This window comes from Streptomyces sp. LZ34 (assembly GCF_053890475.1).
Genome location: NZ_CM132680.1, coordinates 11,035,097 through 11,048,513 on the forward strand (window position 1 = coordinate 11,035,097; position 13,417 = coordinate 11,048,513).

At 69.4% G+C, this 13,417-nt stretch carries 10 protein-coding genes and 1 pseudogene; 6 read left to right on the top strand and 5 right to left on the bottom strand.

Annotated elements, in window-relative coordinates; genetic code table 11:
- Nucleotides 1–181: 181 nt before the first annotated feature.
- Nucleotides 182–1,054 carry an NmrA family NAD(P)-binding protein gene (locus ACWY4P_RS47545; protein WP_456207021.1) on the top strand — a complete coding sequence of 291 codons (873 nt, stop codon included), beginning with the start codon at nucleotides 182–184 and terminating at the stop codon, nucleotides 1,052–1,054.
- A gap of 16 nt (nucleotides 1,055–1,070) precedes the next feature.
- Nucleotides 1,071–1,901 carry an oxidoreductase gene (locus ACWY4P_RS47550; RefSeq protein ID WP_456207022.1) on the top strand — a complete coding sequence of 277 codons (831 nt, stop codon included), beginning with the start codon at nucleotides 1,071–1,073 and terminating at the stop codon, nucleotides 1,899–1,901.
- 104 nt (nucleotides 1,902–2,005) lie between these two features.
- Here the strand turns inward: ACWY4P_RS47550 and ACWY4P_RS47555 are convergent, their stop codons facing one another.
- Together ACWY4P_RS47555 and ACWY4P_RS47560 are read right to left on the bottom strand one after the other, a co-directional pair.
- On the bottom strand, nucleotides 2,006–2,398 hold the full coding sequence (locus tag ACWY4P_RS47555) for a YybH family protein (RefSeq protein ID WP_456207023.1): 393 nt from the start codon (nucleotides 2,396–2,398) through the stop codon (nucleotides 2,006–2,008).
- Nucleotides 2,399–2,623: 225 nt separating this feature from the next.
- Entirely contained in the window at nucleotides 2,624–3,181 is a 558-nt protein-coding gene (locus ACWY4P_RS47560; RefSeq protein ID WP_456207024.1) for an NAD(P)-dependent oxidoreductase, read from the bottom strand.
- Here ACWY4P_RS47560 and ACWY4P_RS47565 point away from each other — a divergent pair.
- The 4 genes and pseudogenes from ACWY4P_RS47565 (at nucleotide 3,150) to ACWY4P_RS47580 (ending at nucleotide 9,685) form a co-directional block, all read left to right on the top strand.
- Nucleotides 3,150–4,487, top strand: coding sequence for a transposase (locus ACWY4P_RS47565; protein ID WP_456207025.1), 1,338 nt, complete (start codon nucleotides 3,150–3,152; stop codon nucleotides 4,485–4,487). The genes ACWY4P_RS47560 and ACWY4P_RS47565 overlap by 32 nt on opposite strands.
- A 330-nt stretch (nucleotides 4,488–4,817) precedes the next feature.
- A complete protein-coding gene (locus ACWY4P_RS47570) occupies nucleotides 4,818–5,666 on the top strand; it encodes an MHYT domain-containing protein (protein WP_456207026.1) in 849 nt (282 codons plus the stop codon).
- Between the two features lie 304 nt (nucleotides 5,667–5,970).
- A pseudogene (locus tag ACWY4P_RS47575) lies at nucleotides 5,971–6,327 on the top strand (acetylxylan esterase); the annotation flags it as partial.
- A gap of 226 nt (nucleotides 6,328–6,553) precedes the next feature.
- Nucleotides 6,554–9,685, top strand: coding sequence for a discoidin domain-containing protein (locus tag ACWY4P_RS47580; RefSeq protein WP_456207027.1), 3,132 nt, complete (start codon nucleotides 6,554–6,556; stop codon nucleotides 9,683–9,685).
- 482 nt (nucleotides 9,686–10,167) lie between these two features.
- On the opposite strand, the gene ACWY4P_RS47585 is transcribed toward ACWY4P_RS47580, so the two are convergent.
- From ACWY4P_RS47585 to ACWY4P_RS47595, 3 genes are read right to left on the bottom strand one after another with little or no spacing between them, the layout of a single operon-like run.
- A complete protein-coding gene (locus ACWY4P_RS47585; protein ID WP_456207028.1) occupies nucleotides 10,168–11,421 on the bottom strand; it encodes a sugar ABC transporter permease in 1,254 nt (417 codons plus the stop codon).
- Nucleotides 11,418–12,239 carry an ATP-binding cassette domain-containing protein gene (locus tag ACWY4P_RS47590; RefSeq protein WP_456207029.1) on the bottom strand — a complete coding sequence of 274 codons (822 nt, stop codon included), beginning with the start codon at nucleotides 12,237–12,239 and terminating at the stop codon, nucleotides 11,418–11,420. The genes ACWY4P_RS47585 and ACWY4P_RS47590 overlap by 4 nt, the downstream gene beginning before the upstream one ends.
- A gap of 28 nt (nucleotides 12,240–12,267) precedes the next feature.
- Nucleotides 12,268–13,332, bottom strand: a complete 1,065-nt coding sequence (locus ACWY4P_RS47595) for an ABC transporter substrate-binding protein (protein ID WP_456207030.1) — start codon at nucleotides 13,330–13,332, stop codon at nucleotides 12,268–12,270.
- Between the last annotated feature and the right edge of the window lie 85 nt (nucleotides 13,333–13,417).

Genomic DNA, 13,417 nt, shown 5'->3' on the forward strand with positions numbered 1-13,417 from the left:
CCGTCAGTAGATCAACTTCCTGATGCGACCGGCGCTGTCCACTGGCCGCGAATGGATTAGCCAGCAAGACCGCCCAGGGTCTGCCTCCGATGCACCTCGCACTGAGACGGCCCGTCGGCCTGGCACAGCTCCTTCGTCCCTACGCGGAGGGGGCTGTGCCCGGAAAAAGGAAATCACCCTCATGGAACGCAATCTGCTCGTGATTGGGGCGACCGGCAAGACCGGTGGCCACACCGCCGAACTGCTGCTTCAGCGCGGCCACCACGTCCGCGCGCTCGTCCGCCGGATCGACGAACGTGCCGAGAGGCTTGCCGGCCTCGGGGCAGAGCTTGTGGAAGGCGATGTCCAGGACCTCGACTCCTTGGCGGAGGCGACGAAGGGGATCGATGCCCTGTACTTCACCTATCCGATCCTTCCTGGCCTGATGGACGCCACGGCGAACGTGGCCCTGGCGGCGGAGGAGAACGGGGTGCAGGCGATCGTGAACATGTCGCAAGTCTCCGCCCGCCGCGATTCCGCCAGCAACGCGGCACGCCAGCACTGGGTCGCGGAGCGTGTGCTGGACCGCTTCCCGGTGGCCGCCACCCACATCCGTCCGACCTTCTTCGCCCAGTGGCTGATCAACATGTGGGACGGGAGTGGCGAGCTGCGGTTTCCTTTCGCCGACGGACGCCATGCCCCGATCGCTGCCAGTGACCAGGCAAGGGTGATCGCGGCCATCCTGGAGGACCCCGCCCCGCACGTCGGCAAGATCTACCCGCTGTACGGGCCGGTGGAGCTCAACCACCACGAGATCGCCGAGAAGATGTCGAAGGCGCTCGGCCGTCAGGTCACCTACGTGCCCATCAGTCTCGACGAGTTCAGGACCATCCTCGAAAACCGCGGAGCGCCGGAGCACCTGATCCAGCACCTTCTCGCCGTCGCGGTCGACTACCGCAACGGCGTCTTCGCCGGCACCAACGACCTCGTGAAGAAGATCGGCGGCACCGACCCCCTCGATGTCGAGAGCTTCGTCGCCCGGAACCGGGCGTTCTACGACTCACACACCGCCTGAAACGCAGGAGAAAACAATGAGTGTTTGGTTCATCACAGGATCGTCCCGTGGATTCGGCCTGGAAATCACGCGCGCGGCGCTCGCGGCAGGACATCAGGTGGCGGCAACCGCACGGAACGCGGAAGCCGTCCGCGAGCAGCTCCCCGACGCCGGTGATGCGCTGCTGGCCGTGCCGTTGGACGTCACCGACCCCGAGAGCATCCAGGCGGCTGTCGACGCAGCAGTCGAACGGTTCGGACGCATCGACGTCCTGGTCAACAACGCCGGCACCGGCCTGCTCGCCGCCGTGGAAGAGTCCGACGACGCCGCGGTGCGCGCGGTGTACGAGACCAACGTGTTCGGTCCCCTCGCCGTCCAGCGCGCCGTGCTACCGCTACTGCGGCGCCTGCGTTCCGGGCACGTCATCAACATCAGCTCCATCGTGGGCTTCGCCACCGCGCCGGGCTGGGGCATCTACGCCTCCACGAAGTTCGCCGTCGAGGGATTCACCGAGACCCTCCACGCCGAACTGGCGCCCCTCGGCGTCCACGTGACGCTCGTGGAGCCGGGCTTCTTCCGCACCGACTTCCTCGACCCGGCCAGCCTGCACACCGACACCGACGTGATCGACGACTACGCGGCCACCGTCGGCACCATGCGTGAAGCCGCTACGGGGCTCAACCACGCCCAGCCCGGCGACCCGGCCAAGGCCGCCCGCGCCATCGTGGAGATGGCGGCCGCCCCCGAGCCGCCCCTACGCCTCCAGCTCGGAGCCGACACCCTGCAAGCCTTCGACGCCAAGCTGGACACCTTCCGCAAGGAGATGGACGCCTGGCGGCACGTCGCCCTCTCCACCGACCACGAATAAGTCGGGTAGCCGGGTCACGTTGCCATGAGCCTGCTACCCGACTAAGCAGAGAGCCAACCGGAGTTCAGAGCGGGCTCCCACCCCAGTGAAGATGGCGCTGCGGGTCAGCCGAAGAAGAGGTCGTCGACGACGTGCAGCCATCGGCCGTTGGCCTGCCGACGCTGGACCTCGGTGCTGACGGTCTGGTGGGTGGTGCCGTCCGGCGCGGTAGTGGTCACGTCGTGCGAGACAAGCGCGATGTCATCCACGATGTGGATCTTACGCAGGGCAAGCTTCACCTGGGCCTGAGAGTCGAGGAGCTGGCCCAGGCCTACGCGGATGGCGTCCGTGCCGGTCAGTGCGGTGCCCGGTTCGTTCTGGACGAGTGCCTTGGGCTCATACAGCGAGACGAGGCCGTCCAGATCGCGCTCCTCGATGTAGCGCACGAAGAGCTGGGCGTGCTCCTGCGGGGTGGCGGTACCTCGGGGGTGCTCGTTGGAGGCAATCGGCGTGTTCATCAGGTCTGACTCCTTGCTGGACGGGAAACGGCTTGTTGATGGATGGGGCAATTTGATCGGGTACCTCTAGCGGGGAGAGGTGCCCCGTGCCCTGGAACTCGGTGAGGGCGGCGGCGGGGATCTTCGGCGGTAGGTGCTCGCGCCGGACCTCCGGGGGTCCTCAGGCCGCGGGGAAGTGGCGGGCCGCGGGGAAGTGGCGGGCCGAAAAGCCTGTGCGCCTGTCGGTCAGTAGCCGACGGCGAAGCGCTGCCGGCGGTGGCTGGGCTGCTCGATCTCGTCGAGGAGGGCGACCGCGTAGTCCTCCACGGTGATGGTGCTGTTGCCGTCGTCGTCGGTGATGAGGTCGTCCAGGGCGGTGCGGTAGCTGCCGGTGCGGGTGCCGGGCTCGATCATGGCCGCGGGGCTGATGTTGGTCCAGTCGACGTCGGTGACGGTCCGGTAGTAGTCGAGGGCGTCGCCGTGGGCGTGCATGATCTGCAGCAGGAAGTCGGGCAGGCCCGGGGCGTCCCACACCTGCTTGCCGTCGGGGGTGCGCAGGGAGCCGGCGCCGCCGACGGTGATCAGGCGGGGTGCCTGCCCGCCGAGGGTCCGCAGTCCTTCGGTGAGGGCGACGGCGGCAGGCTTGATGGTGGCGATGTGGCCGGGGCCGTCACCGCCGCCGACAGCGCTGACGACGATGTCCTGGTCCTTCGCGGCGGCGGCGACCGCAGAGTTCCGCTCCCGTGTTGTCGCCCACGGCCTGGAGGAACGTGTGCTGGACCTGTTGCTGGAGCGCCTGCACACCCTGGATCTGGTGCGGGCGGCCGGCAGCCAGCGCACCGACTCCACGCACATCGTTGCCGCGGTGCGCGATCTGAACCGACTCGAGCTGGTCGGCGAGAGCGTCCGCGCGGCCCTGAACGCGCTGGCCGCCGCATGCCCCGAATGGGTCGATGAGGTGCTGGTGGTAGAGGACTGGAGCCACCGCTACGCGGACCGGATCGACAACTGGCGACTGCCTGCCTCCAAGACCAAGCAGCACGAACTCGCGCTCGCCTACGCCGCCGACGGCTACACGCTGCTGCAAGCCGTCTACGCCCCCGCCTCGCCGGGGTGGCTGCGCGAGCTGCCCGCAGTGCAGACCCTACGGTGCGTGCTGGTGCAGAACCACACCCGCACCACCGACCGGGCCGGCAGGCTGCGGATCCGGCAGCGCGAGCGCACCGAGGACGGCGGCGACGGCCTGCCGCCCGCCCCGGCCCGCCTGGCCTCCCCCTACGACACCGACACTCGCTGGTCCGCCAAGCGTGACCTGTTCTGGAACGGCTACAAGCTGCACGTCTCACAGACCTGCCACCCGCAGGCCGACGGCGACCGGCCGACCCGCCCGAACCTGATCACCAACGTCACGACCACCTGTTCCACCCTGCCGGACAGCAAAGCCCTGGACACGATCCACCAGGCCCTTCGCCGCCGCCACCTGCTGCCTGCCCGGCACTACCTCGACTCCGGCTACCCCAGCGCCGATCTGATCGTTTCGTCCGCCAAGGACTACGGCATCGCCTTGGTCACCCCGGTCCTGCTCGACACCTCCCGCCAGGCCAAGGCCCAACAGGGCTTCACCGCACACGACTTCACCATCGACTGGGATCGTAAACGAGCCGTCTGTCCGACCGGAAAGATCAGCGCCACCTGGAACGACGTCGTCCAGGAGGGCGTGCCCAAGACCGTCGTCGCCTTCGCCGCCCTGGAATGCATCCCCTGCCCGGTCAAGGAGCAGTGCACCAATTCACGAAAGGGCCGCCGGCTCAGCCTCTACCCGCGTGAGCTCACCGAGGCCATCCGCACCGCCCGCGCCCAGCAACAGGACGGAACCTGGCAGCGCGACTATGCACTCCGCGCCGGGGTCGAGGGCGCCATCCGCCAGGCGACCCACACCACCGGCCTGCGCCGAGCCCGCTACCGCGGCCTTGCCAAGACACACCTCGACCACGCCACCAGCACCACCGCCCTCAACCTCATCCGACTCCATGCCTGGTGGAACGGCCACCCCCTCGACCGCGCCAACCACAGCCACCTCGCCCGACTCCAACTCCACCTCATAGCATAGGAGTTGGAATTAACCACCAAGATCGCGCACCTTTGCGGGTGAAGGCACTTGGGGCGAATGTCGAGGAGAGCCGAAGAGCCGTGATCAGGCTCCCGACCTGCGTGGATGATGTATCGGCACCCGCAGGCTCGTGTGTCTTTAGGCGATTCTGTCGTAGCCATGTGTGCAGTTCGTCGCTGCCAGATTGAGTAAAGACCACCGGCACTTTCAGTGGTCATATGACGCCAATAACGATCGTGTAAGGCTCAACTGCTACTAGCGGTAAGGGCTTGCTGCCTGTGGCTGAGGACAGCCTCAATGTCTCAACTACGGAAATAGGGGAGGGCGTGGATGAACGGCGCGATCGACGGTTTCAGCTACGGACTGGTCACGCCGGTGGCCGCCTACGTGATGGCCTGCCTGGGATCGGCCCTGGGGCTGCGCTGCGTGGTGCGCACAGTGCACCGCGCCCCCGGATGGAGGCTGGGGTGGCTCGCCCTGGGGGCCGTCTCTCTGGGCTGCGGCATCTGGACGATGCACTTTATCGCCATGACTGGTTTCTCCGTGCGCCAGACGCCCATCACCTATGACGTTCCGCTGACTGTGCTCAGTCTGGTGGTTGCGATCGTGGTGGTCTCGGCGGGCGTGTTGATCGTCGGCTACCGCGGTGCCGCCCCGGCCACCCTCACTCTGGCTGGCGGCATCACCGGGCTGGGCGTCGCCGCCATGCACTATCTCGGGATGTCCGCGATGCGGCTCAACGGCGACATCCGCTACGACAAGCTCACCGTGGCCCTGTCGGTGGTCATCGCCCTCGTCGCCGCGACGGCAGCGCTGTGGGCCGCAGTCTCCGTCCGCGGCTTCCTGCGGTCCCTCGGCGCCAGCCTTGTTATGGGCCTGGCGATCTCCGGTATGCACTACACCGGCATGGCCGCCATGAGCATCCACCTCCACACCGGCCCGGCGCAGGCGGCCGACGGCCCGTCTGGAGTCTCGCTCCTGCTGCCCATGCTGCTGGGCCCTGTCATCTTCCTGATCCTGGCCGGGGTTGTCGTCATGTTCGACCCGGTCCTGATCCTCGGCGACGGCGAATGGGACAAACCGGTCTCTCGGCTCGCCCCTGAGGCAGACTCACCGAAGTCCGCCGTCGATGCGGGGCACCAGGATTTCTCCCGTGCCCAGAACTGGCTGGTGCAATGACTGAGGAGGATCGTCAAGCCGGCACTTGTCTGGATGGTCGATCGGCGGGGCACAGGCGCGAGGGCCACGAGTGCGCGACCTGGCGTTGAAGGACGGTCAGTTGGTGGTGCAGGGTGAGAGTCTCGACGTTCTTGTCGGTGTCGCTCATCGGCAGCAGCCGTAGGAGAGCGAACGCGTTGGTAAGCGTGAGGTAGAGGAGTCGGCGCAGCGTGATGGATCATCCCGGCGTACCAGCCCGGTGACTCTCAGGCGCATCCTTAACCCTGCGGTTCACAGCCTACGGATGAGGTTTTCGGCACCCACAATCTCCATCGCGGTGGGAGCGCTGGTCCCCGACCTGCTGGCGGTCGCCCCGGACGTGCCGTTCCTGTGCGACGTCCCGCGCGCCGTCACCCTGACGGACTCGGGCCCATACCAGGAGATCGGCCTGTTCCTCCGCACGCATCGCGGTCGCACCGAGGAAGCGCTGCGCACGCTCTCCTGCTTCGACGGTGTCCACTTCGCCGCTCGCGGCCGGGCACCCGCGCTCTTCTCCACCGCCCCTGAGGACCAGACGTGCCAGCCCTCCACCGTGTTCGCGGCCTTCAACGCCTGGGCCCACGAGGGCGGCGGGCCGTACCAGGCGGCGGCGAAGCTGAGGTGGCTCAGGGTTCGGCTGTGACGCGGGCAGCGGCCCGGACCGCTGCAGGACCCCCGGCACGGCCGGTGGGCGGCCCTGCCCCACCGGTCGACGAGGCCTGCCCGGAACACGCCGGTCGCACGGACGGCACCCCGCGAAAACCGGTGAATGGCTGACGTCACACCCGTTGACGCGCAGACCGGGACCGCCGAAGAATATGCGGCACCTTTGCTCTGACAACGTTGTCCAGTCTCCGAGGTGTCGCTCCGTGTCACACCAATCCCTGCCCTTCGACCGCCGCCGCTTCCTGCACCTCGCCGGTCTCACGGGCGCGCTGGCTGCCCTGCCCCCGCTCACCGGAGCCGCGAGCGCCCACGCGGCGCACGGCCGCACGGACACGCTGCCCGGCGCCGTCGCGGCCACCTACCTGCGGGTGCTCCTGGACCACACCCGGTGGTCCGAGACGCAGTGGGACGAGGCCCAGGGCCACTACCGGGCCAAGGACTTCGGGTTCGCCGTGGTCCTCGGCCACGCGGTCCTGCTCACCCACGGCACCTACGACGCGGCGCGCGCGGGCACCGACCGGGAGACCCTCAAGCGGCGCACGCTCGCCACTATCCGTCACTTCGCCGCGTCGAACCGGCTCACCGGCGGCAACGAGTGGGGCCGCACGCTCTTCTTCGACACCACCTTCCAGTCGTACTTCGTCCTCGCCGCCCGGCTGCTGTGGAAGGACCTCGACACCGCGACGCAGAAGAACGTCGAGACCATCGTCCGCGAACAGGCCGCCTACACCGTGTCGTTGGGCAGCGGCGACGACCCCGCCTCGGGCGACTGGACGCCGAACGGCCTGAGCGGCGGACACGTCGGCGACACCAAGCTGGAAGAGATGGGCCTGTACGCGCAGACCCTCGCACCGGCGCTCGCGTGGGCCCACGACGACCGCCGCGCCGCCGACTGGGCCACGTGGTACGGCATCTGGTCGCGCAACGAGGCGGGGCTGCCGCCCGCCGACCTCGCCAACCCCGCCCGCGTGGACGGCGTCGCCGTCTCCGAGAACACCGCCCGCAACCTGTACGACACCTTCATCGTCGAGAACCACGGCTCCTTCGGCCCGCACTACCAAGAGGAGCTGTGGCGCACCTCCGGCCGCAACGCCGCGCACTTCCTTGCCGCCGGACGCCCCCTCCCGCAGGTCCTCGCACGGCAGCCGAACGCCCAGCCGCTGTGGCGCACGCTGCTGGGCGTCATGAGCGACGCGGGTGAACCGCTGATGCCGATGGTCAACGACCGCGAGCACCTCTACGGCAGGGACGTCATCCCGCTCGCCTTCCTCTCCCAGGTGATGCGCGACCGGGCCGCGGCGCGCGCGGAGCAGGAGCTGGTGTCGCGGCTGGAGGCGTACCAGCAGTACCCGCCCGAGCACCGGATGGCGAAGTTCTCGGGGGAGCCGAAGTACGAGCCGGAGGCACGCGCCGAGATCGCGATCAGCTACCTGCTGCACGTGTGGGCGGCGGCGTCCGGGCCGCCCGTCAAGGCGCTGTCGCGCGAGGAACTGTTCGCGCAGGCCTCCGGTGTCACGGACTTCGGGACCGGGCCCGGACTGGTGTCGCACCAGTCGCGAACCGCGTGGGCCGGTGCCGTGACGAAGCCCGGGTTCGTGAAGTTCGCCTGGCAGCCGGGGCACGACGACTGGCTGTTCCGGCTCAGCGGCGCGACCCCGATGTTCCTGCCCGCCACCGCCGCGAAGGTCCAGGGCCGTACCGTGCGCGTGTACGAGTCCCTGTGCGACGGCTTCGACGGCAGCGCGACGCTCCTGCGCCTCGACGGCGGCTGGGCCGGGTTCGCGACGCTCCCGACGGGCGCCGTCGTCTACGCGAGCAGCGGCACCGCCGACGCGGAGGGCCACCTAGACGTGCACAACCTGACGATGCCCGGTATGCCGGGGCTCGACGGCGCGCGCACCTACCGCTTCGAGGAGGGCGAGGCGACCGTCCGCGCCCGTGACACCTCCACCGACACACCCGCCGGACGGGTCGACGACCTCGGCTTCACACCCACGACGGTGCGCCACGTTCGCATGCTCGGCGTGCGGCCCGACCCGGCCTACGGGTACTCCCTGTACGCCTTCGAGGTGCGCGACGGCGCCCAGGGCGCGGACCTCGCGCGCGGCGGGTCCGCCACCGCCTCGTCGGCCGACGCCGGGAAGGGCGCACCGCTCGCGGTCGACGGCGAGGCGGCCACCCGCTGGGCGGTGTCGAGGGCCGACCGTCCGCGCGCCGACAGCTGGCTGGCCGTCGACCTCGGCGTCGAGCGCCGGATCGAACGGGTCACCCTGCGCTGGGAATCGGCGGCCGGCCGCGCCTACCGCATCCAGGGCTCCGCGGACGGCCGGGACTGGAGGGACCTGGCGACCGGGCCGAGGCCGGCGGTGAGCAGCCGCGGCGGCTGGCTCGACGTCGAGGGACGCGCCGGGCTCGTGGTGCGTGAGGGCCGGAACCCGATCGGCGTCTACGACGACAAGATCGTCCTCGGCGACGGCCCGACGGTACCTCTCCTCGTCGAGGGCTTCCCCGGCACGTCGGCCGGGAAGCTGCGCGCGATCGCCCGGGGGACCGCACCCACGGCGGAGGCCACCGAGGTGCGCACGACGCTGACGGACGGGCACCTGACCCTGTTCAACCTCTCCGGCGAGTCCGTCAGGACGCGGATCACGATCCCGCGCACCGGCACGGACACGGTGGTCTTCGAGGGCACGCAGAGGCTGACCGCCGACGGCACGTCCTTCGAGGCCGCGCTGCCCGCCGCCACGGCGGTCGTGCTGGCCCCGCGCTTCACGCTCACCCCCCTCACGAGCCGACGCCTGCCGTCGGGCCTGCGAGTCCAGGTCGTCGACGGCGCGACCGTGCGCCTGTCCGGGGCCTCCTGCGCCCTGCGCGTCCGGGCCCAGGGGCGCAGCAGGGTCGCCGTCGTCAGAGCGGGCCGGACGATCACCGTCGTCCTGGACGGCGCGGCCGCCCACCCGCACGACGACCTGGCCCTTGGCAGGACCGTCTTTCCCACGAGCCCGCTGCCGGAGGGCATGTCCGACCCCGCGGCGGCGGTGGACGGCGACGCCCACACGGCGTGGAAGCCGGGCACGCGCGGCCGCATGGTGGTGGACCTCGGCGCGGTCCGCCCGGTCCGCCTGGTGGAGACCGAGTGGACGGCGGGCGCGGCGCCGGGCGCGAAGGCCGGTTTCAGCACGGACGGCATCACCTACCGGGACGCCAGGACCCTCACCGGCCGGGGCCGCGTGCGCCGGCTGACCGCCTGCGAGACGGCCCGCTACGTCAGCCTCGAGGTCGACGGGTCGGCGCATGCGGCGGTGTCACGCCTGCGGCGCCTGACGGTGCGCTGACCGCTCCGCGCCCGCCGGGCCATGCGGGGACGCTCGCCGGCCGTCCCCCGCTCGAACCCGAGTCGGCCACAACAGCCCGTCCGGCGCTTGAGGACGAGACCGTTGTGGCCGACTACCCTGTGCGACCTGCGCCCGCCACCACCCCGTCCTGCTCCCACACGCTGACCTGGGCCACCGCCCGGCCGTCGTGCCACAGCACCGCGGGAGCAGTGGGCCGCCCCGGCCGTCGACTATCCAGGCACCGTCGCCCTGGGCGGTGAGGGCAACCATGTCCGGTACCGTCCGGGAGTGCGGCGACGACCTCCCGGACGGCCTCGCACACCGCGTCCCACACCTCGGCCATGTCCTGCTCGGCCCAGCCTGGGTGGGCCGAGCGACCCGGGTGGGCCGACGGCTCACCGCCAGCTCCGTTCCGTCGTCGCCGTATCCCACCGCTTCGATGGTGATGGTGCCCGCGTCGATGGCGATCGCGGTCATCCGTTTCACCCCCGGCCGTGTGCCTGCCGCGACCGGCGGGCTACGGCATCCAGGCCTACGGCGATGAACAGGACCAAGCCGGTGATCACGAACCGGTAGGACGAGTCGAGGTTGAGCAGGGTGAGACCACTGGAGATCGACTGGATGACGAGGGTGCCGAGCAGGGCGGCGAAGGCCGAGCCGCGGCCGCCGAACAGGCTCGTGCCGCCGATCACCGCCGCGGCGATGGCGTTGAGATTGACGTCTCCGCCGCCGGCGCTCTGGTTCGCCGCGGCGAGCCGCGACGCGGCCAGGACTCCGCCGAGCGCGGCCAGGCCAGAACAGATGACGAACACCGACGTGTACACGCGCCGCACGTTGATACCCGCCCTGCGGGCGGCCTCAGCATTGCCGCCGACCGCGTAGACGGACCGCCCGTACTTGGTCCGGGTGAGCACATAGTTCAGCGTCAGCACCAGGGCGACGAAGAGGACGAACATCCAGGCGACGCCACGGGTGCGGCACAGGTAGGAGACCATGAACAGCAGTGCGGCCAGCAGCAGCAGCGACTTCGCGACGAGCCACTGCGGCGACTGCGCCGAGAGTCCCGCGCGGCGCCGCGTACGGGCGCGCACCCATCCGGCGGCGGAGAACCCCGTTCCGGCCGCCACTGCCAGCGTGTAGGCCAGCCAGTCGGGGACGAACCACAGCTGCGCGAACTTGACGAGGGTGGAGTCGAAGGGGAGGTTGATCGCGTTCTCGCCCTGCAGCACCAGCAGTTGCACCCCGAGGAAGGCCAGCAGACCGGCCAGGGTGACCACGAAGCTGGGCACCCCGACGCGGTTGAATCCCTGGCCGTAGAGCCACCCGATCAGGCAGCTGGCGGCCACGGCCGCGAGGACGGCCAGCCAGGTCGGCTGCTCGAACCGGACCATCACGACGGCGGTGATCGCCCCCGACAGGCCGCTGACCGATCCCACGGAGAGGTCGATCTGGCCGACCAGCAGGACGCACACGATCCCCAGCGCGATGACGCCGATGGGAACCATGTCGAAGGACAGGTTCACCAGGTTGGTGCTGGACAGGAACGTGGGGTTCAGCACCTGGAAGATGGTCCAGATCACCACGATGCCAGCGATGACGGGCAGCGCGCCCAGGTCTCCGTCCCGGACCCGGCGCACTCCCGCCCGAACGTGGTCGGCGATGTCCCGCGGGGTCGCGAGACGCTCGTCTCGCAGATCGGCGGGCGGCGCCACCCGATTGTCCTCAGTAGTACTCACGGCTGTTCCTTCTCTTCCCGCTGGGCGAGCGTGTGGCGGGCGGCCCGCCGTGACACCACGTTGTCGGCCGCGCCGGTGATCGCGGCGACGATCTCCTCGGACGAGACGTCCCTGGCGTCGAACACGCCGTTGTTGCGGCCCAGCCTGAGGACGGCGACACGGTCGGCGACCGCCCGGACGTCCTCCATGTTGTGGCTGATCATCACCACGCCGAGTCCGTTGTCCTTGAGCCGCTCGACCAGGTTCAGCACCTCGGCCGTCTGTGCGACGCCCAGGGCCGCCGTCGGTTCGTCGAGCAGGACGACCTTGGGGCTGCTGAGCAGTGACCGCGCGATGGCGACCGTCTGCCGCTGGCCGCCCGAGAGAGCGGCCACCGGCACGTCGAGTGACGGGATCTTCGCCGACAGCTCGCGCAGCAGTTCCCACGAGCGCTTCTCCATGACGACCTCGTCCAGCATCCACGGCCGGAGTTCCTGGCCCAGGAACAGGTTCGCCTTGACGTCGAGGTTCTCGCACAGCGCCAGGTCCTGGAAGACCGTGGCTATTCCCATGGCGTGGGCCTCGGCGGGCGAGCCCATAAAGACCTCGTCGCCGTGAAAGAAGATCTTCCCCGAGTCGGCCGCGTACACTCCGGAAAGGACTTTCACGAGCGTGGACTTGCCGGCCCCGTTGTCCCCGACGATGGCCACCACCTCGCCGGCCGCGACATCGAGGTCGATGTCGGTGAGCGCGGCGACCGCGCCGAAGTGCTTGCATATGCCCCGCAGTGACAACGCGGTGTCCGTGTTCTCGCGGGGAACCGCTGTGCCCGTACTCATGGCCCGCTCTCCTCCAAGGCGAAGACCGCTACTTGATGCCCAGTCGGCGGCAGTCGGCGGCGTACTGCCGGGTGCACACGTCCTTGGTCTTGAGCACTCCGTCGGGGCCGAAGATGACCTTCTTGAGGTTCTCCTGCGTCACGACGGTCGGCTGGAACAGCTGGGAAGGCGTGTCGAACAGCGTGGTGTCGGCCTTCGGCTTCTTCCCTTGCATGAGCTCGTAGGCGACGTTCGCGGCGGCCCCGGCGACGGTCTTGATCGGCTTGGAGATAGTGTTGTATTGGCTCCCCGCGATGATGCGCTGCACCGCCGCCAGCTCGGCGTCGTTGCCCGTGACCGGCGGGACCTGCACATCCGCCGCCTTGAACGCGGCGATCGTGCCCCCGCTGGTGCCGTCGTTGGCCGCCACCACGCCGGCGATCCGGCCCTTGTACTGTGCGATCTGGCCGCTCACCCACTGCTGTGCCTTCTCCGGCGACCACTTCGGCGCGTCGTACTCGGCGAGCAGATCGAACCCGCTGTCATCGACGGCCTTGTGGATGCCCTTCTTGATCAGCCCGGCGGCGGCGTCGGTGGGAGACCCGTTGACCTCGAGCAGGCCACCCTTGGCCCCGGTCGCCTTCAGGTGATCGATCAGTGACTGCCCGATCGACGCGCCGATCGCCTCGTTGTCGAACGAGACGTAGAAGTCCGCCGGCTTCGCGACTATAGGTCGGTCGTAGGCGACCACCTTGACACCCTGGGACTGCGCCGTCCGCACGATCGTCGCCGCCGCGGTCGAGTCGACCGGGTCGAGGACTATCACCCTCGCGCCCTGAGTCACGGCGGAGTTCGCCTGCTGTTGCTGAAGCGAGGCGTCGCTGTTGGCATTCTGGTAGATCACCTTGCAGCCCGAGCACAGCTCGGCCATGCGCTTCTTGAACAACGGAGCGTCGTACTGCTCGTAGCGGGTGGAGGCGAGGTCGGGCATCAGGAACGCGACCTTGCCCGTCGTGGCCTTCCCCTGGACGGCCTTGGTAGGTTCCTCAGCGCATGCGGTGAGGACGCTCAGGGCGACGACGCCGATGAGAGCACCATGGGCCGTTCTCCTCATGTTCCACTCCTTGTTCCGGGGCCGCGAACCGGTAGCTATGCCACAACGCACAAAGACGTAGCGCACAAGTAACGTGACGGTCATC